Annotated in this window: 21 protein-coding genes; 12 read left to right on the plus strand and 9 right to left on the minus strand. The window is 51.7% G+C overall.

Annotation, left to right across the window (positions count from 1 at the left end; all coding sequences use genetic code 11):
* The first annotated feature begins 85 nt into the window (after window positions 1-85).
* Together HRU10_07575 and HRU10_07580 are read left to right on the plus strand one after the other, a co-directional pair.
* On the plus strand, window positions 86-2,665 hold the full coding sequence (locus tag HRU10_07575) for a PAS domain S-box protein (GenBank protein ID NRA27091.1): 2,580 nt from the start codon (window positions 86-88) through the stop codon (window positions 2,663-2,665).
* Window positions 2,605-3,414 (plus strand): response regulator, encoded by an 810-nt coding sequence (locus HRU10_07580; protein ID NRA27092.1) that lies wholly within the window; start codon window positions 2,605-2,607, stop codon window positions 3,412-3,414. The genes HRU10_07575 and HRU10_07580 overlap by 61 nt, the downstream gene beginning before the upstream one ends.
* 70 nt (window positions 3,415-3,484) lie before the next feature.
* On the opposite strand, the gene HRU10_07585 is transcribed toward HRU10_07580, so the two are convergent.
* From HRU10_07585 to purH, 5 genes are all read right to left on the minus strand, one after another.
* Window positions 3,485-3,754 carry a PIN domain-containing protein gene (locus HRU10_07585; GenBank protein ID NRA27093.1) on the minus strand — a complete coding sequence of 90 codons (270 nt, stop codon included), beginning with the start codon at window positions 3,752-3,754 and terminating at the stop codon, window positions 3,485-3,487.
* A 562-nt stretch (window positions 3,755-4,316) separates the two neighbouring features.
* A complete protein-coding gene (locus tag HRU10_07590) occupies window positions 4,317-6,857 on the minus strand; it encodes an ATP-dependent Clp protease ATP-binding subunit (GenBank protein ID NRA27094.1) in 2,541 nt (846 codons plus the stop codon).
* Between the two features lie 18 nt (window positions 6,858-6,875).
* Window positions 6,876-7,919 carry a protein arginine kinase gene (locus HRU10_07595; protein NRA27095.1) on the minus strand — a complete coding sequence of 348 codons (1,044 nt, stop codon included), beginning with the start codon at window positions 7,917-7,919 and terminating at the stop codon, window positions 6,876-6,878.
* A gap of 47 nt (window positions 7,920-7,966) precedes the next feature.
* Entirely contained in the window at window positions 7,967-8,494 is a 528-nt protein-coding gene (locus tag HRU10_07600) for a UvrB/UvrC motif-containing protein (GenBank protein ID NRA27096.1), read from the minus strand.
* A gap of 161 nt (window positions 8,495-8,655) precedes the next feature.
* Window positions 8,656-10,197 carry a bifunctional phosphoribosylaminoimidazolecarboxamide formyltransferase/IMP cyclohydrolase gene (purH, locus tag HRU10_07605; protein NRA27097.1) on the minus strand — a complete coding sequence of 514 codons (1,542 nt, stop codon included), beginning with the start codon at window positions 10,195-10,197 and terminating at the stop codon, window positions 8,656-8,658.
* A 79-nt stretch (window positions 10,198-10,276) separates the two neighbouring features.
* On the opposite strand from purH, the gene HRU10_07610 reads away from it, so the two are divergent.
* From HRU10_07610 to HRU10_07620, 3 genes are all read left to right on the plus strand, one after another.
* A complete protein-coding gene (locus HRU10_07610) occupies window positions 10,277-12,628 on the plus strand; it encodes a hypothetical protein (GenBank protein ID NRA27098.1) in 2,352 nt (783 codons plus the stop codon).
* 442 nt (window positions 12,629-13,070) lie between these two features.
* On the plus strand, window positions 13,071-13,646 hold the full coding sequence (locus HRU10_07615) for an SCO family protein (protein ID NRA27099.1): 576 nt from the start codon (window positions 13,071-13,073) through the stop codon (window positions 13,644-13,646).
* Complete coding sequence (locus HRU10_07620; GenBank protein ID NRA27100.1) at window positions 13,643-14,533, plus strand: hypothetical protein; 891 nt, start codon at window positions 13,643-13,645, stop codon at window positions 14,531-14,533. The genes HRU10_07615 and HRU10_07620 overlap by 4 nt, the downstream gene beginning before the upstream one ends.
* A 597-nt stretch (window positions 14,534-15,130) precedes the next feature.
* Here HRU10_07620 and HRU10_07625 read toward each other — a convergent pair.
* Window positions 15,131-15,847, minus strand: coding sequence for a phosphoadenylyl-sulfate reductase (locus tag HRU10_07625; protein NRA27101.1), 717 nt, complete (start codon window positions 15,845-15,847; stop codon window positions 15,131-15,133).
* Between the two features lie 356 nt (window positions 15,848-16,203).
* Here HRU10_07625 and HRU10_07630 point away from each other — a divergent pair, with 356 nt between their 5' ends.
* The gene (locus tag HRU10_07630; GenBank protein ID NRA27102.1) at window positions 16,204-16,563 is read left to right on the plus strand and encodes a DUF2237 domain-containing protein; all 360 of its coding nucleotides are present in this window, start codon (window positions 16,204-16,206) and stop codon (window positions 16,561-16,563) included.
* Between the two features lie 18 nt (window positions 16,564-16,581).
* On the opposite strand, the gene HRU10_07635 is transcribed toward HRU10_07630, so the two are convergent.
* Both HRU10_07635 and HRU10_07640 read right to left on the minus strand, forming a co-directional pair.
* The gene (locus HRU10_07635; GenBank protein NRA27103.1) at window positions 16,582-17,079 is read right to left on the minus strand and encodes a dihydrofolate reductase; all 498 of its coding nucleotides are present in this window, start codon (window positions 17,077-17,079) and stop codon (window positions 16,582-16,584) included.
* Window positions 17,079-17,876 (minus strand): thymidylate synthase, encoded by a 798-nt coding sequence (locus tag HRU10_07640; protein NRA27104.1) that lies wholly within the window; start codon window positions 17,874-17,876, stop codon window positions 17,079-17,081. Before HRU10_07640 ends, HRU10_07635 begins: the two co-directional genes overlap by 1 nt.
* A 148-nt stretch (window positions 17,877-18,024) precedes the next feature.
* Between HRU10_07640 and HRU10_07645 the strand changes: the two genes are divergently transcribed.
* From HRU10_07645 to HRU10_07670, 6 genes are all read left to right on the plus strand, one after another.
* Complete coding sequence (locus HRU10_07645) at window positions 18,025-19,119, plus strand: ABC transporter ATP-binding protein (protein ID NRA27105.1); 1,095 nt, start codon at window positions 18,025-18,027, stop codon at window positions 19,117-19,119.
* On the plus strand, window positions 19,112-19,882 hold the full coding sequence (locus tag HRU10_07650) for an ABC transporter permease subunit (GenBank protein NRA27106.1): 771 nt from the start codon (window positions 19,112-19,114) through the stop codon (window positions 19,880-19,882). The genes HRU10_07645 and HRU10_07650 overlap by 8 nt, the downstream gene beginning before the upstream one ends.
* Before the next feature lie 6 nt (window positions 19,883-19,888).
* Entirely contained in the window at window positions 19,889-21,352 is a 1,464-nt protein-coding gene (locus HRU10_07655; protein ID NRA27107.1) for a GldG family protein, read from the plus strand.
* A gap of 6 nt (window positions 21,353-21,358) precedes the next feature.
* Complete coding sequence (locus HRU10_07660; GenBank protein NRA27108.1) at window positions 21,359-23,332, plus strand: DUF4340 domain-containing protein; 1,974 nt, start codon at window positions 21,359-21,361, stop codon at window positions 23,330-23,332.
* Window positions 23,329-26,052, plus strand: a complete 2,724-nt coding sequence (locus HRU10_07665; protein ID NRA27109.1) for a hypothetical protein — start codon at window positions 23,329-23,331, stop codon at window positions 26,050-26,052. Before HRU10_07660 ends, HRU10_07665 begins: the two co-directional genes overlap by 4 nt.
* A 169-nt stretch (window positions 26,053-26,221) precedes the next feature.
* A complete protein-coding gene (locus HRU10_07670) occupies window positions 26,222-26,671 on the plus strand; it encodes a histidine phosphatase family protein (protein ID NRA27110.1) in 450 nt (149 codons plus the stop codon).
* Here the strand turns inward: HRU10_07670 and HRU10_07675 are convergent.
* Window positions 26,668-26,886, minus strand: coding sequence for a DUF1854 domain-containing protein (locus tag HRU10_07675; protein NRA27111.1), 219 nt, complete (start codon window positions 26,884-26,886; stop codon window positions 26,668-26,670). The two genes, HRU10_07670 and HRU10_07675, sit on opposite strands and share 4 nt — an antisense overlap.
* Window positions 26,887-26,952: the final 66 nt, after the last annotated feature.

Below are 26,952 nucleotides of genomic sequence, written 5' to 3' on the forward strand. Positions count from 1 at the left end.
TCCATACCCTCAAGAATAACTGCGGAGGTTCGTTGTTATCTGCTCGATGTTTATGGGGATCTTCACCTTTCCAGCTTTGCTCGCCATGAAAAGCACTTTGTGGCTTTCAGCCCTGACCCAACTGTCTGCCATAGTCGCCACCACGACAATTTTAGGCCTCATACTTAAAAGCAGAGGGTACAGCATATTCAAACGTAAGGGCCTACATAAAGAGCAGGTGCGTCAAATGGGGCGACTCTATGATCATTCCCCTAAAATCTGGATCGCTACAGGAGCAGAAGGGGAACTGATCTATGCCAATGCTCCCGCTCGAAAATGGCTCAACATAGACCTTGAGCGTATTCTCAAAGAACCGAGTCCATTGCTGCGCAATCTGGACGAACCCCTCTCACAGGTCGCCGATGGGCACTTCCATCTCCACTATACGAACGGCCCCCATGACGGCTCATCCATCGAAGGAGACCAAACCAAGCTGGAATTTAGTGATAGTTCGTTCACTCAAATTATCCAGGCACGTGACATCTCGGAGCACAGGCAACACGCGCTCAGCCTCAAAGCAGTCGTTGCAGCCACCAGCCTATCGGGTAAACAACTTTATTCGCAAACGGTTCAGGAGCTTGCTGGAGCAATTGAACGCGCCCAGGTTTTGCTAACCATACCCGTCGAAGATCGACCTCGATGGCAAATCACTGAGGCGTCGAGCCATCCTGTCAACGGTCATGACAACTCACAGACATTTCACTTAGGAAGTCAGCCATGGGACGCACTCCAAACGCATAAATTCATCGCCTTTCCAAAACAAATTCCAGCCGAGTGGTCAGGAAATTTTCCACGTGGACAATCCCTTCTTTTCAGAGCCATTTTGGGATCAGATGAACGCATCCTCGGAGTCCTCATCTGCGTGAGTGAGCGTGAGATTAAAGATGTTTTTCGCGTGCAGTCTCTGCTGGATTTAGCAGCCGAGCGCCTGAGTAACGACTTGGTTGAACACGAAAGGTATACGGCATTGCAGCAGACACATGCCTTTTATCAGCAAATGCTTGATGCCATGCCCAGCATGGTTTGGAGATCCGAAGCAGACCCCTCGCGACGCATTGCTTTCAACGAAACCTGGCACGCATTTAGACAATCTACACGCGACGAAGAATCAGGCCAACGCTGGCTAGAAGGCGTTCCGAAGTCACATCGAAGCGAGCTGCTAGAACGACTCAATAGACGACGCGAAGAACCCGCTTCGTTCTCCCAGACCTATCCACTGATTAGGCATGATGGCGACATCCGTTGGATTCAGGAAGAAGCTAGACCGCAATGGGGCACTCGAGGCAGTCTTGAGGCGTGGGTAGGCACTTGCACCGACATCACGCATAGACATCACCTAGAACAGGAACAACGGCTGTTTAAACAAGCAGTAGAGTCGAGCACCGCCGGTATCATTATAGCAGCGCTCGAGTCGACCGGAGTAATCATCCATCATATCAATCATGCATTCGCGCAGCTGACCGGATACAGTGCTAGTGATGTGATCGGCAAACGCGTAGTCAGTGTCTTAGGTCACGGTAGCTCGCGGGAATCAATTCATGCGTTAAAGGCCGCCATCGGTGAGAAAAATCAGCGTATCGATTCTTTCCGAGCGTGCCATAAAGACGGCCATTTCATTCGCCTGTCCTTATCTGTTACTCAAGTGCCGTCAGTTGACAGCAACACACGTCATTGCGTCCTCACGATACACGAAGAAATACTGAACGAGATGAACGAAGCATCCACCGAGCGCGCTCATATCAACCGACAGCTCAAATTAGCAGAAAACGAACTCCAAGATCGATCACACCAGTTAGACTTAGAGATCAGACATCGCTTCCGGCTCGAGCGCCGATTACAGCTTCTGCGGATTGTTCTCGACCAAATCCCTGAACCCACCCTGGTAGCCATACCCTCGGGCCAGTGCCAAATCCTGAACGAAGCTGCTATCGATGATCTCGAGATACGCCCCGGCCAAGATATGGAAGACTGGTTGAAATCAAAAGATGCCAGTCTCTCTTGGACTTCCATCCATGCGCAGATCGAGGACCTGATTACGGACCAAATCTCATTAGAAATTAGACAAAATGGAGAAACCAATCGATTCCATCTGATTGGAAAAACGATACATTTGGGCGAGGAGACTTATATCTCAATCACCTGGCTAAACGTATCAGAGCACCAGCACTCCGATCAAAAACTCTTACAGCAGAAAGAAGAGCTCGAAAAGGCATCGCAGAGTAAAAGCCAATTTGTTGCTGCCATGAGCCATGAGCTGCGCACTCCTCTGAACTCTATCTTGATGCTAGCCGAGGCCGTTCAAGACGGGATCTATGGCCCCATTTCAACTCTACAGGCAAAATCGATCAAAAGTTTAGAAGACAGCGGCAAGCACCTACTCGCCCTGATCAACGACGTCCTAGATCTGTCCAAAATAGAAGCTGGAAAAGTAGAACTGAAAAAGGCCCCGGAAAGGCCCCGGTATCCGTCAAAGAACTCTGCGATGCTAGCCTCGATCTTCTCAAACAACAGGCTGAACGCAAAAACATCGATCTCAGATGCAGCATCGATGGGTTGTCTGGAACCTTGGCCTGTGATCGACGGCGCTTTTCACAAGTACTCGTCAACTTACTCTCCAATGCGGTAAAGTTCACGCCAATCGGTGGAATCGTGTCTCTAGAAGTCACAGAGGATGAAGAGGCTGATATCCTGACTTTCGCGGTCGCAGATACAGGGCCTGGGATTCCCAAAGCTCAGATGAATCGCCTTTTTGAGCCCTTCGTTCAACTGGATTCAGGGAACAGTCGCAAACAAGATGGTAGCGGCCTCGGCCTCTCACTCGCTCGCGAACTGACTCAAATTCACGGTGGATTCATCGATGTATTCAGCGATGAGGGGGTCGGAAGTCGTTTCTCTGTCACCCTGCCGCGCGGCGATGTGGGTCGGACTCCGTTGGCGACGCGCGAACCCGAAGCTCAAGCAAACCTTAACGATTCGCCCACCACCATCTCACTCGAAAGTCGAGCCATCCTGGTCGTGGATGATCATCTAAAAAACCAGCAGCTAGTTAGAGACTTCCTAGTCTCCAGAAACTACGAAGTGCTCACCGCCTCCGACGGAAAGTCAGCTGTCGAACGCGCCTTATTTGCACAACCCGATTTAGTTCTGATGGATATCCAGATGCCCGGCATGGACGGTTTCGAAGCGATCCGCCTCATTCGCAGAGACCCCACCGGGCGCTATATCCCCATCATCGCGATGACGGCCATGGCTATGGAAGGCGACCGAGAAACGTGCATCGATGCAGGAGCGAATGATTATATTTCTAAGCCTATTCGCCTCAACGAACTTGCCACTATGATCGAGCACCACATCCGCAGCCACACCACACTGTAAGCGCAACGATCGCGGGATATTATTCTAGAGCAGCGCGCTTTTAAATTGGCGGAAAACACTTACGGCGGGCCTAAACAACAAGTGGGTTTCTCCAATTCAATCCTGAAAACCTGCTGAAATCGCTGTCATTCGAATGAAGCACTGCGCGATGTTTCATGGCATAGACTGCAAGTGAAGCATCTGAGGCCAATAAACCGCTGCAATTAGACTCAGCCATTAATCGGATAACTTCCTGCATGTGGTTCTCTTGAAGAGTCAATATCCGTGCGACTGGCGAGCTCAGCCATGTATCAACCACGGTGCGCGCGCGACGCATCTCGTAGCCTTGGATTCGTGGCAATTCTAACGAACCCCAGCATCACTTCGTGGGGAGACCGATGAGTTCATTTCCGTTTAACGTGGTTTCCCACCAGTCCTTTGCGCGCGCATGTTGGGGAACTTCGAGATTGTGGGCGTAGAGCAGCAAGTTGATGTCAGGTAGAATCATCGCTTGAGTTCTCGTAGCGTTTCCTCGTCATCCCATAATTCAGCGATATGATTCCAATTTACCTCTGAAAACTCGGATGGCAGACTATTCAAAAATAATGGCTCAACCTTTATCTTGTCTTCAGAGTCTAGCAACAGGCCACGGCGAATGGATCTGTTTAAGACCTCTTTAAAGGACAAACCCGTCCGTGTCATTTCCTCCTCTAAAAGATGCTGATTGTCCGGTTCTATTGTGACCGTCGTACGCACTTTTAGATGATCGGACGAATCGCTTTGCCGTCAAGACAGCAAAGCGACTATCATCATGGCGAAGTGGGTCTATTTTACACGCGATGTCCAAAGTCTGCGGACAAAAAATGCGCTCTTACCTGGAGGAAAGAGCGCATGTGAAAGATGTTTGACCGATCTTTAGTTACCTAAACGTCCGAAGATCCGACGCTGGGCGCGGCATCTTCAAGGGCTTCAAAGTCGAGATTGTCACCTGCCTTATTGAGAACCACGAGAAGAGGCTCACCCTTTTTGACGTCTCCACGAAGAAGCGACTCCGCGAGGTTGTCTTCGAGGTATCGCTCTACGGCGCGGCGTAGCGGACGAGCCCCATACTTGTCGTCGTAACCCTTTTCGATCAGGAAGTCCTTAGCATCTTCGGTGAACTCAAAGGTCATTTTGTGCTCAGCAAGACGCTTGCTGACTTTTTTCAGCTCGAGCTCCACGATTTGCTTCATGTGCTTCTTTTTGAGGCCTTGGAAGATAACGATCTCGGTGAGGCGATTGAGGAACTCTGGTTTGAAGACCTTCTTGGTCTCATCCAGGATCTTACTCTTCACCTTTTCAAAATCGTCATGCCCGTCAGGGTCTATGCTGAAGCCGAGGGTGTTATTTTTCTGAAGAATTTCCGCACCGACGTTGGACGTCATGATGAGGATGGTATTCCGGAAGTCTACCTTGCGACCCAAACTATCGGTCAGGCGTCCATCTTCGAGCACCTGCAAGAGCAACTGAACGACATCAGGATGTGCCTTCTCGATCTCATCAAAAAGAACGAGACTGTAGGGCTTGCGACGCACTGCCTCGGTAAGCTGACCGCCTTCTTCGTAACCGACATAACCAGGAGGCGAGCCGATCAAACGGGAAACGCTGAACTTCTCCATGTATTCCGACATGTCGATCTGAATGATAGCGTCCTGATCACCGAACATGCGGTCCGCAAGGATCTTAGCCAAATGTGTCTTACCGACCCCAGTAGGTCCGAGGAACATAAAAGAACCAATCGGGCGACGCGGATCTTTCAGATCTGCGCGTGAACGGCGGAGTGCCTTGGCAATAACCTCCGTTGCAACGTCTTGGCCAATGAGTTCACCTTGCAGGTCCGATTCCAGCTCAAGCAGCTTTTTGCTGTCTTTTTGCTCCATGCGGTTGAGTGGGATACCGGTCCAATCCGAAACCACGCGCATCATATCCTCATCGTCGACGGTGATCTGTTGCTCCTCGCGGTTCTTTTTCCAATCGTCCAATACCTCTTCTCGGTGAGCACGGAGATGCTTCTCGCGATCACGGAATTTGGCTGCCTCTTCGAAGTCCTGCTTTGAAATCGCGTCCTCTTTTTTGGCGCACACCTCATCTATCTCATCGCTGAGGCTTTCGATTTCAGGTGGACGCTTTAGAGAATCAATACGCGCTCGGGCTCCAGCTTCATCGAGCACGTCGATCGCCTTATCTGGTAAAAAGCGTCCGTTGACATACCGATCAGAAATCTTGACGGCCGACTCAATAGCCTTGTCGGTAAAGACAACCTTGTGGTGCTCCTCGTATTTGTGACGGATACCCTTGAGAATCTGCACCGAATCTTCGACACTCGGTGCATCGACTTTGACCGACTGGAAGCGACGATCCAGCGCGCTGTCCTTCTCAATATATTTGCGATATTCGGCAAGCGTCGTGGCTCCGATGCATTGCAGCTCACCACGGCTGAGAGCAGGCTTAAAAATATTTGAAGCGTCCATTGCTCCCTCGGCCGCACCCGCACCCACGATGGTGTGCAACTCGTCGATGAAAAGAATAACGTTTTTCGTGCGACGGATCTCATCCATCACCGCCTTGATACGTTCTTCAAATTGGCCGCGATACTTCGTTCCGGCAACCATTAGGGCCAGGTCAAGTGTGATGACTTTCTTGTCAGCGAGGATCTCTGGCACCACGCCGCTAGAAATTTCCAAGGCTAAGCCTTCTACGATGGCGGTCTTACCCACCCCCGCTTCGCCAATAAGAACTGGGTTATTCTTCGTTCTGCGGCAGAGAATCTGAATGACGCGGCGGATCTCCTTTTTCCGTCCGATAACCGGATCTAGATCGCCCTTCATGGCGAGCTCGGTCAAATCACGGCCGAAAGCTTTGAGGGCTGGTGTTTTGACATCCTTCTTTTCGTCGCCGCCGCCTCCTCCGACGGGCTGTGCTCCACCTCCGCTCGAACCTCCAGCATTTGCAGGCCCTTCATCAGGATCTCCGCCCGTAAAGTTGGGGTCGAGCTCGGCAAGGATCTCATTACGGCAACGATCAATGTCGACATCCAATGATTTCAACACCCGAGCCGCAACACCTTCGCCTTCTCTCAAGAGACCCAATAAAATATGCTCTGTGCCTACGTAGCTGTGGTTGAGCGCTTTCGCCTCTTTTCCAGATAAAGCGAGCACTTTTTTAACGCGTGGTGTGTAGGGAATGTTTCCAGAAGGTTTAGTATCTGGGCCACTACCCACTTGTTTCTCAACGGCATTGCGCACCGTTTCGAGGTCGAGTCCCATCTTTTGCAGAACGTTGACGGCTACTCCCTGCCCAAGGTTGATTAAGCCCAATAACAGGTGTTCCGTGCCCACATAATTGTGGTGGAAACGGTCCGCCTCTTTTCGCGCTAGTGCTAAAACTTGCTGGGCGCGGGGGGTAAAGTTATTCATCGGTTCCATATGCTAGCTTCTCTCCTTTCACAGTGCAGATAATTCAAATCGGTCAAATCCGAGCTTCGGTAAGTTTTGAAAAGCTTCGCGAACTCGGGTTGCTCTTAGTAAGTCGCGCTCATCGGGCGAAATTTCAGCTCCAGCGCGCAATTGTATGTGCGCTGGCTGACATTCGATGAATAATTGGTCTAACATTAGCCTGTGTTCCTCAGGAATCAACCCGAGGTCCAAACCAAGTCGAACCAATGACAAAGAATTCATTGCCTCATTTGAGCTTAAAAGGTGCCCATTCTGCAAAATCCCGAAGGCACGGCCAATCTTGTCGAAGATACGTGCCTTATTCCCTTCCACGAGCTTGAGACGCGCATTCGTTTCATGCTCGATCACCGTCTTGAGGACATTGCTCAAGCGTTCGATTATATGCCCTTCCTCCTCGCCAAGAGTTTGCTGGTTGGAAATTTGAAAGAGGCTCCCTGACGCCTCGGAACTTTCCCCATAGAGACCACGGACTGCGATGCCAAGTTGATTAACAGAGCGGACCACTTTGTCCATCAGGTTGGACATCACGAGCCCAGGCAAATGCAACATCATACTTGCGCGCAGGCCAGTTCCCAGATTGGTGGGGCAGGCTGTGAGATAGCCGAGCTTCAGCGAAAAAGCAAATTCGAGATGACGCTCCAGCGCGGTGTCTATTTCTGACATCGTCTTCCAGGTTTCCTTGAGAGAAAAACCGGGGAGCAATACCTGCATACGGAAGTGATCTTCCTCATTGATCATAATTGCGCAGGAACGATCTTTCGAAAGCATCACTGCTGAGCCATTAGACTCACACAACTCACGGCTTATGAGATGGCGCTCTACCAAAACTTGCCGCTCTAGATCACTTAGGTCCTCCATCGGGACAAATTCTCCACTCTCCATCGGACGAAGGTCACAGACTGCGTCACGACACCGCGACAAAACGTCTCTATTTTGGGCCGAACTGGCTCTGCCAGGAAATGGAAAGTCACTCAGGTTGCGCGCTAACCTAACTCGTGATGTGATCACCACATCAGAAGATCGGAAAGTCATCTCATTCGAAAGAAAAGGATGCTCTAAAATATCCTGAATCAAATCCTTCACGCGTCGACCTCGTCGTTTCCAGAGGACACCTCTAAGTCACGGATTTCATCTCGTATCGTGGCCGCTTCTTCGTAGCGCTCTTCAGAAATTGCACCGTTGAGTCTGTCACGCAATTCCTGCATTTCCTCGCGGTGGCGCGCACGCTCGAGCATTGCCTCCGGCACCTTGCCGGAATGTTGTATGCCCGGCTGCATCCGCTCCAGCATTGGCAACACCTCGTCTTCAAGCGCTTCGAAACACTCCGAGCAACCGAGGCGACCTGTCTTGTTCAGCTGGGATACGGTGAGCCCACATGATGGGCACGCATGCTCACTACGCGAGTCATCCGCTTCGGCTGAATCGGGTGCAGGAATCAATCCCTTGTCTATCAAGTCTGCCAGGGAGAATCCACCGGGGTCCATCACGCCAAGCTTCTGCGCGCATGCTTCGCAGAGGTTTATCTTGTGTATTTTGTTACCAATGATCTGCGTGAGATGGACGGTCGCCGGTGCTCCGCAAACATCGCATTTGATCTCTTTGCCCATGATTTAAAATTCGTCAGATTAGGGTGAATATCCACCCACAATAGCGAACTCCATACCCATATGCGTAGACCCGGTCGGCGCAACAAAGTTCGGCGGTTTTGAGGTCAATGGAAAATATCAGCCTTTTAGCACCCCAGGACTCAGCACTTCGGTCGCTTCACTTAGTGCTTAAAGTGGCGCGTGCGTGTAATCACCATGGCCATCTCGTGCTGGTCAGCAGCCGCGATTACTTCGTCATCGCGCAGTGAGCCACCGGTCTGAATACAGGCTGTAGCGCCCGCTTCGGCGGCCGCCACCAATCCATCAGCAAAGGGGATCAGCGCGTCGCTGCAGACGGTGCTCCCGGCAAGTGGCAATCCAGCCTCACCAGCTTTCCACACAGCAATGCGCGAACTGTCGACACGCGACATTTGTCCGGCACCGATTCCAATGGTTCGAGAGCCTTTGGTATAGATGACCGCGTTAGACTTCACATGCTTGACCACTTTCCAGCCAAACAACATCGATGCCCATTCTTCTTCAGTCGGTTGGCGCTGGGTCACTACTTCAAACGTAGCAACATCGTCGACTTCTGTATCGGCCTCTTGCACGAGCAGCCCTCCCACAACGGTTTTGATATCAAGAGGCCGGTCTGCTTTAAGCGACTTCAACTGCCTCATCAGTCGAAGATTCTTCTTCTTTTGGAGCAATGCGAGCGCATCGGGCTCAAAGTCGGGAGCAATAATGATCTCACAGAAAATCTCCCTGATGGCTTCTGCTATTGCCAAGTCGCAGGTGTGATTCATTGCGATGATTCCACCAAACGGGGCCTGCCGGTCGGTCTCAAACGCCGCATCCCATGCAGCACGTAAGCTGTCACCTGAAGCAACACCACACGGATTGGTATGTTTGACGATCGCAACAGTGGGAGCGCCACCGTGGAACTCATCCATCAAATCGGCAGCAGCTTGAGTATCGACGATATTATTAAAGCTCAGAGCCTTGCCATGTAGCTGCTCAAAGAAATCATGGAAGTTTCCGTAAAGCGCTGCGGCTTGGTGAGGATTCTCACCGTAGCGCATAGCTTCCGTCTTGGGTAGTGAAAGAGAGATCGCTTCCGGCAAGGCGTCACTCTCTGGGCCATACCCCACTTTAGCTAGATATCCAGAAATCGCTGCATCATACGTTGCCGTACGCTGGTAGACTTTGAGAGCTAATTCTTTTCGGAGGGGCAAAAAATCACTGCCAGATTGAAAGGCTTCAATCACACGATCGTAGTCGGTCGGATCGGTCACCACAGTGACGCTCGCGTGGTTTTTCGCCGCGCTGCGTAGCATGGAAGGCCCACCAATATCAATATTCTCAATAGCCTCTTCGACCGTGACACCTGTTTTCGCAACCGTCGCTTCGAAAGGATATAGATTCACCACCACTAAATCGATCATATCGATCCCGTGCTCTGCGGCGACCGTCGTATGCTCAGTCTTATCACGGCGACACAGCAACCCACCATGCACCTTAGGGTGGAGAGTCTTGACCCGCCCCTCCATCATCTCGGGAAAGCCGGTGTAGTCACTCACATCGGTCACCTCCAGACCAGCGTCGCGCAGCAAATGCGCGGTACCCCCCGTCGACAAAATACGAAAATCCAACTTCGCTAGCGCCTCAGCAAACGGCACTAGGCCAGCCTTGTCGGAAACAGAAATCAATGCAGTTCGAGCCATGAACGCAGACAAGACAGTGGCGCGCTTGTCATCAATTTAAAATCCAGACAACAAGGAAGAAATCAGTCATAAAAGTCTATTGCGCTCCAAGCTTGCGCGTGCGGAGGAGGCCTGGGAACCTAAGGCTGTGGAGATTGATATGGACCAACGCCGCGTTTCTATGAGCGTGCGCGCTTTCGCCGAGTTCGGCCAACCCGGCGGAACGATGGGTGGCTTCCAGACCCTGTGGCGCATGCGCGTCGGACAGGCATGGCATACAACGCTACAACAAAACACTGAGGAAACATACTCACTGAACGGCGAAACAGCGGAATTCGAGAAATCAGTCAAAGGTGAGCTTGTATTCGGCGATTGGACTTTTGCACTTCAAGGAAGAATCGACCAACACCTGAGCACCGCTAATGGGGGAGAAATTCGAGAAGTCAAAACCGTGAGCACATCCCTGCCAGATGATCCTGACATACTACTGGCGCGCTATCCTAGCTACCCGATCCAGGCGGCATGCTATCTTCCCTTATTCAAACAGACGTTTCCAGACAAGCAACAGGAGCTCGAATGCGTATTACTGTTGGTAAATATCGAGGATGGCTTTACTCAACGTATTATTATAGAAAACGGAGACGAGCGACTTGAAGAACAGGCCAATAAATTTGTTGAGTTTCTCGAGAGTCGCCGTGCCGCAGAGCAACGGCGTTTACAAATAACCTTCGAACTCCCTTTCACCGAACTACGCCCGGGCCAAGAGGAAGTTCAGAACGCATTCCAGAGTCTAGGAGACTCAGATAAGCCTGTTTGCTTCGAAGCTCCCACAGGTTTCGGAAAAACTGGACTGGTTTTACAACACGGACTCGATGCGATGCGCAGCAATTGGGTGCAACGTTTAGTTATCTTATCTGGAAAGAGCACAGGGCAAATTCAAGTATGCAAGCAACTCAGCCAAATGCTAAAAACGTCTGAGGACCCGCCGCTGGTCATGCAGTTGCGGAATCAAGTGGATCATTATGATGGACTAGCACAAATCCCAAGCCGTCAGGATAGCACAGAACGTCTCTTGTCATTAAATGCGCTCATCCCAACATTGTTTGACGGCGGCTTCCTCTACCTTGAACGCATCAGAGAGTTTTCAGAAGAACACGACCTTGATCCCTATGAGGTGAGCCGCGCGGCGTTACCCTTCGCAGACATCCTAGTCGCCGACTACAACTACATTTTCGCACCCGGAGTCCGGGGATTCCTTGAGAGCTCGTGGGGCTGGAATCCTCAGCACACCCTCTTGATTATCGACGAAGCGCACAACCTACCTGGACGCGTTGCAGCAGCCTGGAGCATCGAGCTCAATCGAGCCGACGCAGAGTCTCTGAGGACACGGTTGTTTTTCGAAGGCTCTGCTTATAGCCAAATCTGTCAGACTCTCGACTTGATGATTGAATGCATCAAAGGCTCGGAGCCAGACCAAAAGTTAAGTGACACCAAGCACTACACGCTGGCAGATACGCTTAGATCCCTTAAAGGGAGCGTCCAAAAAGGAGCATTCATTTGGGAACACCTTGAAGAACAGGAAGCCCAGACTTTATCCAACCTCTTATTTGCAGAAACGGTTCTGAGACTAGCGACTTTTCCATTACTGCTCATCGGTGGACGAGACGCAAACATTCGCATAGATTGCCTGGATGCTTCGAGAGAGATCGAATTGGCAACAAGTCCATTTAAACGAACTATCTTCATGTCGGCCACCCTGTCACCCTGTCGGTTCGCCGAGGGTAGTTTGGGTTTAGCGGGGCACACACCCCTCTGGATCGTTGGACAAGCTCCTTGGCGCGATGGACGGTATACCATCCGGCACAAGCCGAAAATCGATACCCGCTTTAAACAGCGCCAACGCTTCCACCAAGAAATTTCAGCACTCCTGGCAGAACTTGCGGAAAGTGCCGACTCATTACCCGCCGTCGCATTTTTCTCCTCTTACGCCTATGCTGAGACGATTCGGGTCTACCTCGAAGTAATAGCACCACACCTCCGCGTAGTGATTCAGGAGAAAGGGCTCAATATAGATGAGCAGACTCGTTTCATCGGAAAAAGTCTGTACACATCAGATTTGTTATTTCTTATTCTGGGAAGCAGCTTTTCTGAGGGAATCGATATCTTAGGTGGACACATCAGTCACGCGGCAGTTATTGGGCCTGCACTCCCTGAGCTCAGCCCCCAACGCGAAGCCCTAAGAGAATACTTTTCTGAACTCCATGGGAATGACACGGCCTTCCAACAGGCCTATATTATCCCGGGCATGCAAAAGATAAATCAGGCACTGGGCAGACTGGTGCGATCACCAGAACACTGTGCCCATATCACTTTGATCGGCAAGCGACTCAGCGAGCCAAGATATACCCAGCTGCTCGCTCCTGAGTATCAGACTGCGAGTGACACACCTTGAAACCCACCGTCACAATAGACTGGAGTATTCTACGCGGATTAGGTTGCTTGCATTAGCGAGATTTTGAGGGCGATGGGGCTCCACGCGCTTCTGGCCACACCCCCCAACGGGTCGGGAAGTGAACAAACTCACTTGAATCGCGGGTCAACTGGATCAACCTCTTGGAATGTCCCTCCGTCTTCTTGGTCTAATTTTAGTTTACGGTGCAGTCAATGTGACTCTAGCTGCCGTGTTCGACGTTCTTGAGCGTTCTGACGAATCGACAGCTTACCGTGTTTCTGGGGAAGGTTTGCCGGACTCTGGGGTGTGGGTGGATGCTTCGCCGGGGGATTTCGCGAATGACTATGTAGGTAAGCGGGTTACGGCGACGATTGCGGAGCGTGAGGATGGTTCACAATTGCTGACGGGGGTGTTTCCGTTTGACGAATCAAGCGCGGCTGTGATGCGCAGGAAGAACAGCGATTTGCGTCGCGATACAGTCGAACGTGGACGTCGGGTAATGCGCAATCGGGGAGATTATGTCCCGCCATTCGGTCTTTGGAACGAGATGGGTGAGGTCACGACTCCCGAGAGTTGGCGTGGGCGTTACATTGTGCTCAATTTCATTTTCACGCGTTGCCCGACGCCAGAAATGTGCCCAGCACAGACAATGCGGATGGCTCGTCTACAACGTTCGGTGAACGATGCTGGCTGGTCGGAGCAAGTGGAGTTTGTGTCTTTTACGCTGGACCCAGAATACGACACGCCGGGCATCCTCAGGGAATATGCTGAGACACGGGGATTGGATTTGGATAATTTTTCTCTGCTCACGGGACCCGCGCGCGCAATGGACGATTTGTATCGTCAATTTGGAATCATTGCATTTGCGGCGGACGGCACGATCGAGCATACCGTCTCGACCTTCGTTATATCACCGATGGGTAAGATTATTCATCGCAAGGATGGCTCACGTTGGAGCGCCAAAGAATTTGAAGATGTGTTGCGCGAACGCATCGAAAATCAGGAAACTGCATCATGACTGTTCCAGTTCAAATATGCCTTATTACGCTCGGCTTCGTCGTTGGGTACTTTGCTCTTAGAAATATGCCCAACTCGGAGTGCAGCTTTTTGCATTACGAGGTGACTGAGGTTTTAGCGGATGGGACTGAGGTGTGCGCTGCCGTCAACCATGCGGGTTGGCTGGATCTGACACGCGTGCAATATCCAGTGAGCCTTGAACTGAGCTCGGATCGGCAGACATTGAATGTCGGCGAAACTACTGAGATCGCCATGCAGATTCTAGCACGAGGCGATCAACCTATTTTGCCCCACGAGCTCGCAATCACGCACACCGAGCGCTTGCATGTAATGATTATTGATCCTTCACTCGAAGACTACCATCACGTGCATCCCGAACCTCAGGGGGCCACGGGAACTTACACATTCAATTTCAATCCGGAAAAGCCGGGAACGTATCGTGTGTTTGTCGAAGCTGTTCCCGTCAGGACGAAGCGACAAGTGGTGGCTATGGGCGAAATCTCCGTGAGCGGCGAAGCAATTTCACCCGCGGGCGGGGAGCAGCGTGAATCGACTCAAGCAGGGATGCGTTTCGTCCTCAAATATGATGCGCTACGGCGTGGGCGCGATACACCCGTTGCCGTTGCGATTGAGACGGAAGCAGGAGAACCGGCAGAGCTCGAACTGACCATGGGTGCCATTGGACACATGGTGGCATTTAACACCGAACGGACAGGCTACAAGCACATGCATCCTCTGGAGCTCGCGATGTATGGCACTGATGCAGTGGATCTCGACGGCCAGTTACAGTTTCTGGTGAATTTACCTGAGCGTGGACATTATCGCTTGTTCGCCCAAGTGAAGATCAATGGGCAGGAAATCTTTGCTCCGTTCGACGTTCAGCTCTGATCCGTTGCGGCTTGAGATGCGAGACGTATGGTGGTGACAACTTTCAAGTAATGCATCGTCGTCGTTTGATATACGAACTTCTTTAATGTTAAAATTTAATTTTTAAAATACTGATATTCAAGGGTTTGAAAACATAGACGACTGTGTTTAATTTGTGCGCACAGTATGTGAGTAACATGTGAGTTTCTCATTCACAGTCATCCCATAGGAATTCGAATTTTTCCTGGACCACAGATTACGCAGATATACACAGATAAGTATTTTGTTATTAGGTGTTTATGATTGTCCTCTAGAAGGATGAAAGTTACACGAATATCCTGCGAATTGGCGAAGTATCCATACGCGTTATCCCATAGATTTCCGTGGCCGATTATCTCTTTCGTAAATCTCTCTTATTCATAAAGATCTGTGAATATCCGTGTAATCTGTGGTCAGAAATTCAGGCGTGCGAATGTTTTGTAGGGTGATCGCGCGAGCGATTACCGTCGAGTAGGTTAGAGCTCACGCCAAAGCATGCCCCACGAATCGTAAAGAGCGCTGGAGGGCGGCGCTTCGTCGCCGCCGAAACGAAATCTACCAGATTAAATCGAGCACGCTCTAAATCTGATAATCTGCACGGTCCGCATACTCGTGGAGTCCGCACTCGCGCTTGAGGCCGCCAAAGCGTGTCTCTTCTGCAGTCATTCCGTCGGCTAGCCTGGTAGTGCTGTGCCAATCGCCCACTGAGACGTAGCCTTCATCCCAAAGTGGGTGATATGGTAAATCGTGTTCAGTGAGGTATTGATAGACATCTTTGTCTGACCAGTCGGCGATAGGATGTATTTTAGTCACCTTGTTCTGCCTTTTGACGATGGGTAGAAGCTCCCGTGTGGATGCCTGGCTTCGGCGTAATCCAGACAGCCATGCAGTGGCACCAAGTTCGGTGACTGCTCGGTTCATCGGTTCGACCTTGTTGTCCTGATTGTAAGCTTCGAGCCCTTCGAGGCCTTGTTCCCAGCGTTTCCCATAGAGAGCCTCTTGGCGCGCTGCGGTCATCAGCGGTGAATAGACTTTGAGGTTGAGCTGTAGGCGTTGGGTAAGCTCGTCTGCAAACTTATAGGTCTCTTCAAAATGGTAGCCTGTATCTATAAAGACAACGGGCACTTCCTTAGAAACGTTGGAAACCAAGTGTAGCATGACGGCGCTTTGTATGCCGAAGCTCGTCGAAAGAATCAGTTCGTCTTGATAGGTGTCGAGGGCCCAGCGGACGCGTTCTACAGGAGAAGCAGACTCTAGGTCCGGAGGTTTTTTATTAGGTATTTCGAGGGTCTTCATGGGTTAAACATGAGTAACTTGCGTTACAAAGTAAAGTTAATGTTTTGAATTCTAAATTCTGCTTATGCGAAGCGGAAATTTTACGAGCCTTGAAACATTATTTACAGCCTGACGTTCACACAAAGCAGAGACGGGAATCATCCACCAAACAACTAGCAAGCAGACGGTAAACGACTCTAAAGCGGTCCGCTCCTACAATTGATCTGTATTTTGAAGCCGCTTCGAGCATGAAGTGGCTTCTTATTTTTGGGTGTAACTCGATCTGCGGGGAACTGATTAATAGTCAGGTTCCTCGCGTAGAGTGGTGGCGACAGCCATTGCTTGACTCCAGCTGCTTAGCCGAGTCATTTGGATCCATGGCTCGCAACATATTCGGCCGGGACCTCGTCCCTTGCAGCACTGATCCTATGACTGGGTTTTTTCGCACCGGCGTCTGCGATACCTGCGCCGATGATCTGGGAATGCACACAGTCTGTGCCAGGATGACGGAGGATTTTCTTCAATTTTCGTTCGAAAATGGAAATGACCTCATCACGCCGCGCCCGGAGTATTCGTTTCCCGGATTAAAGTCAGGAGACTTCTGGTGCGTGTGCTTGAATCGCTGGATTGAGGCATTGGAATCCGATGTGGCTCCCCCGTTGAAGCTAGAAGCCACCCATGCATCGGTCCTCGAGTTTGTGGATATGGATATCCTGAACGAACATGCCAGCAGCTGAGTGGGCTCGGTTTGTTTGTTAGCGATAGAATCGATACCAGGTCAGTCCGTCAGATTTTCCGACGATTTCTTGTTGCGGGAAGAGATCGTTGAATTCGGGAAAGAAGGCGTCACCAGCACACTCAATATCGATGATCGTGAGCAGCAGGTCCTCACATAGATGCAAAGCCGCGGAGTATATTTGTGCGCCGCCGCAGAGCCAAAGTGGCTCAGGCAGGTCGAGGGTGTCGAGCTCGGCCAACGCATTTATCCAAACAACCTTCTCGGGTATGTCATTAGGTTTCGGCTGCCGCGACAAAACGATGGTGGTGCGCTTTGGCAGGGGGCGACCGATGGAGGCATAAGTTTTACTTCCCATGAGCATGGACGCGCCGAGTGTCTGTTGCTTGAAGTATTTAAAATCTTCGGAGTAATGCCATGGGATGGTGTTGCCTTGTCCGATCACGCGATTTTTCGACATGGCAGCGATGGCCCGCCACGGTTTTTTGGGCGTATACTCGAGTTTGGGAATGGGCATCAGACAGCAATCGGAGCTTTGATGGTGGGGTGTGGATCGTAGTCCTCGATAGAGATATCCTCGTAGGTAAAATCAGTGATATTTTTGACCTCAGGATTCAATTTAAGCTGCGACAGCGGGCGCGGAGTGCGCTCAAGTTGCGTTTTGGCTTGTTCCACGTGGTTTGAATAGAGGTGTAAGTCTCCAAAGGTATGCACGAAGTCGCCTACGTCGAGATCGCACACTTGAGCGACCATGGCTGTCAGCAATGCATAGGAAGCTATATTAAAGGGAACTCCTAAAAAAATATCTGCTGAGCGTTGGTAGAGCTGGCAGCTCAATTTTCCGCTCTGAGAGACGAAAAATTGAAACAGTGCGTGGCAGGGAGGGAGAGCCATGTCTTCGACCTCGCCAGGATTCCATGCAGAAACAATGTGACGTCTGCTGAAAGGGCTCTTCTTGATGCCTTCAATGAGCTTGTCGATTTGGTTGATCGATGCGCCCTTTGGCCCACGCCAGTCCGTCCACTGCGCACCGTAAACGCGACCTAGGTTTCCATCCTCGTCAGCCCATTCATCCCAGATGGTGACTTTGTTCTCTTTGAGATAGCGAATGTTGGTTTCGCCTTTGAGAAACCACAGCAGTTCGTGAAAGATAGAACGTGTATGGAGTTTTTTCGTGGTCAGTAGGGGAAATCCCGCGCTGAGGTCGTAGCGGGTTTGTGCCCCAAACACCGCATAGGTGCCGACTCCTGTTCGATCTTCCCGGAATTCTCCATTTTCTAGCACATGACGCAGTAGATCGAGGTAAGTTTGCATGGGTAGAATAGGTAGTATGCCGACCCCAGGCTGCAAGGGGAATTAGCTGCTTTATAATGATAGGCCTCGTTTGTCTAAGCCGAGAAAATGCTTTGCAGGGAAGCAACATCTCTGGTCTAAGGTAGTCTTTTTACAGACCTCTCTGTCTATGGAATCTGCTTCTTCTCTGAAATCTCCAGAGCCCCAGCTCGCAATCAACGTGCGGCAGCTGGCGAAGCGTTTTGGGCGGATGACGGCGGTAGAAGATGTGACTTTCCAAATGAAACCGGGTGAGATTGTCGGCTTTTTGGGTCCCAATGGTGCTGGCAAAAGTACCACGATGCGGATCCTCGCAGGGCTGATGGTTGCCGATGCGGGCGAGGCCTACGTGATGGGAGAAAATGTCGCGGTGCATCCAGAACGTATTAAGGCACGGCTGGCATACATGCCTGAGAATAATCCGCTGCCGGAAGACATGCGTGTGAGCGAATACCTACGTTTTCGCGCATGTTTAAAGCGCATCCCCAGAAAGCTGCAAAGCAAGCGCGTTAACGCTGTGATGGATCAGTGCGACCTTCAGCGCAAAGCCCGGCGCAAATTGATAGGCACGCTATCAAAAGGTTTCCGGCAGCGTGTCGGAATCGCCGATGCGCTCCTAGCTGAGCCGGATGTGATCATTATGGATGAGCCCACAATTGGTCTAGATCCGCATCAAATACATGCTATGCGTGAGCTGATTGATAGCCTGCGAGGTCAGATTTCAGTCATCCTATCATCTCATATTCTTCCCGAGATCGAAGCCTGCTGTGACAAAGTCATCATTATCAATCATGGCCGGGTGGTGGCGCAGGGTACGACTGAGGAGTTACGCCAGACTTATCTCCCAGGCAAACGATTCGAACTGGTAGTTTCAGGCCAACCGGGAGAATTTTCGCAGCGGCTCAAGTCTGAGTTGGGCTGCGATTGTGAAGAGGTGGAGGTAGCACCTGAGACGACTGACGGGTTCTCTAGATTTCGCATTGAAGCGTCAGAAGGTTCAGCTCTACAAGGCGAGAAGATCGCGCAGCTGTTGCTCCATTTGGAAACCTGCAAGACGCGTGAACTTCGTGCCATCACCCCAACGCTTGAGGAAGTATTTATGCAGGCCACACGTCGGAGTTGGGAACAACGTGGGATGCCATCGGGAATGACGCAGCCGCTGTTTACGGGGGAGCAAAAAGTGGAGGCGGCTTTGGCCAAGGAGGCAAACGACAGCGATGCGTAACACTTTTCTCATTTTTCGCCACGAGTTAAGAATGCTCGTGATTGCCCCGTCCACTTATGTCGCCAGCGTTTTATTTTTGGCGCTCATGGCTCTGGTCTACTGGTCTATCGTTCGCGATCTGACACTGGTGGCCTCTGAGGATCTACCTACCACGGAGTTTTTCCGCAATTTTTGGTTTCCCTGCCTATTCGTTGTGCCGCTGCTCACTATGAAAAGCTTAGCTGAAGAACGGCGGACGGGAACGCTTAGCACGTTGCTCACGACTCAGGTGGGGCCGGGTGCTGTGGTGGTGGGTAAATTTTTGGCGGCTTACATTCTCTATTGTGGCCTCTGGGCACTCACGATGATTTTTCCGCAGATTTTTCTTTGGCGGCAGCCCGATGCCAGCTTTGGAGGGCAACTCCTTGACTGGGCTCCCGTCCTGGGCGGGCTATCTTTTGTATGGTTCAGTGGCTTGTTATTTATAGCCGTGGGTATCTTTGCTAGCAGCCTGACTCGGTCTCAATTGGTCGCAGGGATGCTAACGTTTACGCTGCTTTTCCTCATCATCGTCTTGGCCAACCTATTGAACAACATTCCTCTAGATCTGGAGAACAGCGGATTTACCCAGCTTTTGAACGAGCCCTTGGCTTATCTAAGAATCACCCAGCACCTGGAGGATTTTTCCAGAGGCATCTTCGATTCACGCCCTGTTTTTTACTACAGTAGCATGTCTGCTTTGCTCTTGGCCCTGGCATCCATCAACGTCGAGGCAAGAGCTTAAACGATCATGTCAGGCATCACCACATTTACCTGGGTAAAACGCATCAAGTTGGTCAATCGCTGGCTTCAGGGCATATTGGCGACCGCGTTTATTGTCGGGCTCAATTTCTTGGCTTCCGAAGCTTATTGGCGCAGTGACCTCACCATGAACGCGCGGTATTCTCTATCTCCGGAGAGCGCTGCCTTGGTCAAGGCTCTGGCAACTCCGGTCGAAGTCATCGTCACGCTCACGGAGCAGGCAGATGAGAATATTTATAATGATGTGCGTAGGATGCTGGACGAGTATGCGCAAACCAGCCAAGCCGAGGGTGATGGGAGTCTGTCGGTCGAGTATGTTGATATATACCGTCAGCGGGCCCGAGCTCAGGAGCTCGTCAGCCTGCATGGTCTCGACTCGGAGAATGCTATACTTTTCGTGAGTGGGGAGCGTCGCCGTCGGATTGATCACAGTAAGCTCTACGAGGTGAATGAGGAGGGAGAAATCACCGGATTTAATGGTGAAGAAGTCTTCACAGCTGCCTTGTCCGAAGTGTCACGCGAAACACAGCCCAAACTCTATTTTCTTGTGGGGCACGGCGAGATGAGCTTGGACCAGATCGACCCCGCACGTGGGCTCTCTCGATTAAAACAGTATCTGCTCGAACGCGGGTTCGAGCTGGCGGCGCTCGATATTTCAACAGTCAGTTCGATTCCAGGGGATGCCGATGCCGTGGTATCCGTGGGTGCTCAGGCACCGATTTCTGGGCGTGCTGCCGAAGTATTGCGTGCTTACCTGGAGGATCAGGGTTGTTTGATCGTTTTTCTCACGCCGTACCTGACGCACGGCTTTGATGGGCTGTTTTATGATTGGGGAGTGTTGGCGGACGACCGCATTATTGTGGAGCGGAACCCTCAGGCGAAGATCTCGGGAGGGGACAGCCTCATCCGCAGGTTCTCCCCAGATCATCCGATTTCGAGTTTCCTAATTGAGTATCAACTCTCAATTCTGACGGGATCCACCCGACCGGTGCGGCCTCATCCGGGTGCACCCATGGATGATAGCTTGAGTGTTCAAGCTATTATGGCTTCGTCTGACCAAAGTTGGGGAGAACGGTCGACCCAGGCTACGGATCCAGAGTTTGATCCTCGGGTGGACCTTGCCGGACCGGTGCCCTTGGCTTGCATCGCTGAGCGTGTGGTGGGTTCAGATCTCGGTCTTTCACTGACTGGTGGTCGGCTAGCAGTCTTTGGTAACGCTGACATGTTGGCCAACGGGCGCCTAGATGCATACGGGAACCGTGTGTTAATGAGCAACGTCTTCAATTGGGCTGTGGAGCGCAACGAGCTCCTATCGATCCCGCCACGGCCTATCCAGGAATACAAACTCGTGATTGCAGATCCCGACTTAAGCAGTCTCTTGCTCTGGTTCATGATCGTTCCTGGAACGGTTGGCCTCTTTGGGGTATCTATCTTAAGCCTGCGCCGATTCTAAGTCCTCATGCGTCTCAAGCTCACAGTCGTTCTCTTTATAGCCAATTTGTTGGTGTTTGGTCTAATCATCTATCGAGATGCAGCAAGCAGCGGATCGTCGGATAATACCACGCGCGGAATTGTGGGGCCTGAGGTGCAGGATGCGGTTGGCCTAACGCTTGCCGCACGGGGTGAAGATGGTCTCATTCAGTCGCGCCGTTCTTTTTCCCTGGATGGAGACCAGTGGGTCCTGACTGAACCTTTAGACTGGCCGGCGCGGCGCGATGCTGTGGAACGCATTCTGGCTCAGCTACAGTTTGTTCAGCCTGAGATTCAGTTTGATCTCGATGAAATTGAGCGCGCCGGTAAGACGCTTGCCGACTATGGGTTAGAACCTGCACGCATCGAGCTGGGGATTGAACTCCCGGACGGAGAGACCTTAGCCGTTAAGGTGGGTGCGCCGACTGAGATCGGTGATCGCGTCTACGTCTTGGGGACGGATCAGAGGACCGTGCATGTGACTTCGAGGAGCTTGTTATCGAGTCTGGTAGTCGATCTTGAATCACTGCGCGATGCCCGGATTTTCCGCATTCCAGATTACGAAGTGAGACAGTTGGTGATGCGTGTCACAACGAATGGGGACCTTACCGTACGGCTGGCGCGCCAACAGACTCTGTGGAAATTTGAGGCACCGATCGAAGTCGATGCCGACCGGGGTATGGTTGAAAATACTCTCCAACAGCTGAATACCCTCGAAGCCATCCGCTTTCTGGATGCGGGCGAGGTCGCCGGATCTGCGACAATTGTGGACCCCCTCTTACGTATTACATTAGAAGGCAGTCGGGGTCGGGAAACGCTCATTTTAGGTGAGCCACCCAATGGCAAAACAGGCGTATATCTAGGACAACGTGCAGATCGCGATAGCCTCTTTCTCGTTCCCTCGGAGCCTTTTGATACATTACTCACTGCTCAGAGGGCTCTGCGGGATCGCGACTTCCTGCAGGTCGATCTAGAAGCGGTTACGGGTGTGACCCTTGAGCGCGAAGGGAATGTTTCACTCCGCCGCTTAGAGAATGGCTTGTGGCAGGTTTTGGACTCGGCGGGAGGTGAGGGGATAATCCCTTATGATGCAGATCTGCCGACCGTTGCACGTTTGATGGGTTCACTCTCAGGCGTACGCGCAATAGAGTTTGTGAGTGATGTACCAACTGAGAGTGATCTAGATCGTTTTGGCCTGGTTCCACCTGTCTGGGAAATATTGATAGAGCAGGGAGACGCCGCTCCGATAACATTTTTGGTGGGTAAAGAAGGGTTGCTTCTCGATGGCACGCCCATTGTTTACGGAAAACGCGCTGACGAACCCTTCGTCTATGCGCTACCACGTCAGGTGACAGCCCCCTGGATCCTCGACCCGCTTTACTACCGAAACCGAGTCATCCAAAGTCTCTCACCGCAGATTCAGATTTCGGCGCTACGGGTAGAGCGACTCATTGAGGGAGAAGCTGAAGTTTTATTGTCTGAGCAAATAGATCCACTTACGGAGACCTGGCCCATACATATCGAAAATTGGCCGACGGATGTGCAGGGTCCTTTCTTCGATTTGATCGAAATGTTGGGCCGCGTTGAGGTGTCTCGATTTCTCGACGATTCATTCGAGATGGACGGCGTAAGTGTTGAGGACGGCGTGGAGCCATGGTCATTGAAGCTTACTTACACACTCGCGTTACCCACGGATCAGGATGCATTTCGCTTGGAGGATCGTTCTCTTTTCTTCACCCGGCGACTGTCGGGCTCTTTCCAGGCCGGGGGGAGCCCTTGGCTGGATGCGGTTTTCCAGGTGTCACCCGATATGATCGACGCGCTCCACCAGCTTTTCTTTGAGCGCAAACCATCTGAGCTTTACCGCCCTCCTGCGGTTGAAGGTGTTCCGGTAACATCGGAAGAAACTTCGCAACCTGAGGAACTTGGCGCGCCCGATGCGGACAATTCAGCCTTGGAATGATCGTCAAAACCAGTCGCCTGTGCCTCCACTGCTTGCTCTGGGCATTCACGGGTTTTCTGGCAGTTTTGTTAATCGGACAGATCTATCTAGCTTGGAACTTGTGGCGCCACGATCGAGTTGTTCTCCCGGCTCCCATGGTCTCATGGGTACTGAGTCGCTATACAGCGCCCTTTACCCTAGAGATCGAGTCTGCGGCGTTCCGCACCGACGGTGTTGGGTATATCGAAAATATTGAGCTGTTCTATCCCGGTGATCAGTCACCTTCGCTGCGTATCGGGTCGATAGCAGCTGACCTCGATTTAGGAGCGATGCTTTTCATGCGCGCGCGTCCTGAATGGTTGAGCATGGATGAGGTGGAGATAGCGCTCCCGGCTATCGTTTCTCCGACAGGTGTACGCGAGGTTTTGGTCAGCAATGGATCTATCAGGCTTTCCCGTAAAGCTCTCGGGTTCTCGATCGATCATGCGATTTTCTTTTCTGAGCATCTAAAGGCTGTTGTGGCAGGAGTGGTGGAACCGCGCTGGTTTCCTCGGTGGGTGTTGGGTGCACAGCAGGAAACCGAGGGACCGACTGCTCCGCGTGAAGTTACCGAATGGATGCATCAATGGCTCAATCTGCTTAGTCAGCTGCGCCGTGTAGATCGCCCGGTAATTCTTCTTAAAGCCGGTATCGAGGACACGCGACAGACGGTGTCACTGTTCGCCAGTGCGCTGGGGGTCGAGCAGCTTCCAGGTGGATTGGAGATCGGGCGCACTTTACTTGAATTTGAAATATCATGGGATACTGAACAGATCGATGCCCCTGAGCTCCGCGCTGAGATTGAGTCATTGAAATGGGGAGACAGGGTCGCCTTTAATCGCTTACAACTCCGTGGCGTCTGGGACGCGCCTATCGTTGAAGGCACGGTAAATTCGGCATGGAAACCCGGATTGCTGGATGTCGCTGCCGAAACACTGGAGCTGCCCTGGCTGGATAAGCCCGTCGATTGGATGCAGGGTCGTTTTTCTCTACCAGACGGGGATTTGAAGCGCATTTCGTCAGATATCGATCTGACCTGGATGGATGCTCGGATTGCGCTTTCTGGTGAGATTGATGTGGCCCAACAAGCTGGCGAACTTGCCCTGAGCCTGAGAAATCTTGGCTTGTCTGCAATCGATTCGATCGCCTTCGAGGTTCCTGAGAGCCTTCTCAGTGCCGTGGAGTTTTCTAGTTTATCAGGAGATGCAGACATCACGCTTAGTTCAGGTTGGGATTTAGACCATGTGAGTTTCGATATTGCATCCGGTCCCGCAGTATACCACGGCGTGCAGGTTCATAACTTGGTCGCTGAGGGCGAGTTCGCGAACAAAGTGGTACAGCTCAATCGGTTTGATGTAGATGGGGAAGCAATCGAAGCCTCGGGTTCTCTGGATTTTGATTTGGACTCGAGAGAGTTAGAGCTGTTCGCTCAAGTAGAGACAGTTCCGACGCTCATCAATTCCTGGTTTCCAAGCTGGTGGGCTGACATATGGAAAGACTTCACCTTTGACGCGGATGTACCGGCTCGAGGCGACCTGCATCTCAAAACTCAGATAGGAGTCCGCTATCAGACAAAGTTTTTCGTCGGGGCTGAATTTGATCGAGCCGCTTATGGCGGGGCTTGGGTTCAAGGAGGCTCCGCAAAAGTACATGGCCGGGCGAAATATACCGAGGTCTACGATATCGATTTCCTGGCTGAGGACGGAAACGGCCAAGGGCGCCTCTCGTGGACATTCTTGCCCGATCGCTCCGCTCTGCATGCCTTGGAATATGATTTTCAGGGCGCGGTGATGCCCTCAATGGTGGAGGCCGTTTTACCTGATTCACTGAGATTCATCCCAGCAGCATTTGAATTTGAATCGAAGCCGTTTTTCAGTGCTTCAGGACTGGTGTATGGCAATCGAGTGCGCTTCGAAGAGCGGCTGCTTCCGGAGCAGCATCAGATAACGCTGCAGTCCAGCGGACCCGGTCGAGCCTACGGGGTAGGCATGGACAGGGGGCTGCTCGAAGTCCTAGCAGATCGTCGTAAAATAGAGGTGGCCCTCATCGATGTTGAAATGGGAGGCGGAACGGCAGGGGGGACGCTCACCTTTAATTATGGGGGTGAGGAGGAGACCATGGCTGTTGACGTGGAGATAATGAATTTTCAAAAGGATCGTCTATTCGACGTATTTCCCATCTTGATCGCGGAGGTAGAGGCGGTAGCGGCTGTCGATCCTGATCCTCGTGCGAATATCGATCTACGTCTAAAGAGTGTGGGGCCCTTGGGGGATTTGTTTGGGCAGACCGGATCGGGCCATTTAGAAGTCTATGATGAGGGTTTCGCTAAAACTCGAGTGTTTGGAGGCATCACAGGAATGCTAGAGAACACCGCATTTCCCATCGGCTCCCTATCCATTCATCGGCTGAAAACCGACTTCGATCTTAAGGGCGACACGATTCATCTCACGCGTATTGACGGAGAGGGCCCGGGAGCACGACTCAATGGAAGTGGCACTTATAACCTGATCGAGGATTATCTTGACCTGAAAGTGCGCCTGCGACCCGGCAATATGGCAGAGACCCCAATTTATAGTTTGTTCGCAGCTTTGCTCAGGCCGGTGACGGCGGCGATGCCAATCCGGATCTGGGGAAAAATGGGTGAGCCTCAATGGTCATTTGACGCCCCACCCGCGGCCGAATCCGAGCCAGATGAGCTTTAAGAATTTTTGTAAAATTTCGAAACTAGGCTTTGCTTTGAAGGCTGCTTCGCCGACCTGAATTGAAACTGATATGCAACTTCCTACGGCAAATCGTTGTCGTGTATTCATACCAGGCCAAATTGAAGACTGAACTAACGTGAAATCCATCACGCATACATCCCTCATTCTAATGCGTCATGGCGAGGCAGGACACGCCAGTCAGGACGCGATGCGTGCATTGACGGATGCCGGAAGACAGGAAGTGGAAACGGCTGTCCAGGCGGTTACAGAGAGATTTAAGCTTGGCAGCAGTGCGCACCTAATTTCCAGCCCCTATGAACGAGCGAGACAGACTGCCGCGATTTGGCATCGGGAGCTCGGATTACGAGGCGAAGTGGAGGTCGATGAAAATACCACGCCCGAGGGTAATGCGATCCGATTTAGCCGTCGCATGAAAGAACAGAGTAACACCTGGATCTTGTGCTCACATTTTCCCTTTGTTCCTGAGCTAGCTTCTTTTCTTCTCACTGGTCGAAAGGATGGCATTTACCTGACCATCCACACCGGTTGCGCTCTGCTGCTAGAACCGACCGGTGAACTCGGTGCGCCGGGGAGCTATCGATTGAGCGCTCAGATCTAATCAATGTAGATCGACAGTCGGTGACGCGAACGACGATCGAGGGATTGCGGGTCGTTGATCTGATATAAGTCTCCCGCAAGATCTTTGATGAGGACGGTCCCATCGGGAAGAACGCGCGGGTGGCTATCCAGCATCGTCTGGAAGCTTCGAGGTCCTCGGTTCGTTTCCACGCGCCAGGTGCGCAATTCAAAATCCCGATCTATTTTCACAGCCATCCCATAGGGATGCGCTAAAAAATTAAAAAGTGGTTGGCTTTGGCGGACTTCCGATCAAGGAAGTCA

This window comes from Opitutales bacterium, from assembly GCA_013215165.1.
Classification (GTDB): Bacteria; Verrucomicrobiota; Verrucomicrobiia; order Opitutales; family JABSRG01; genus JABSRG01.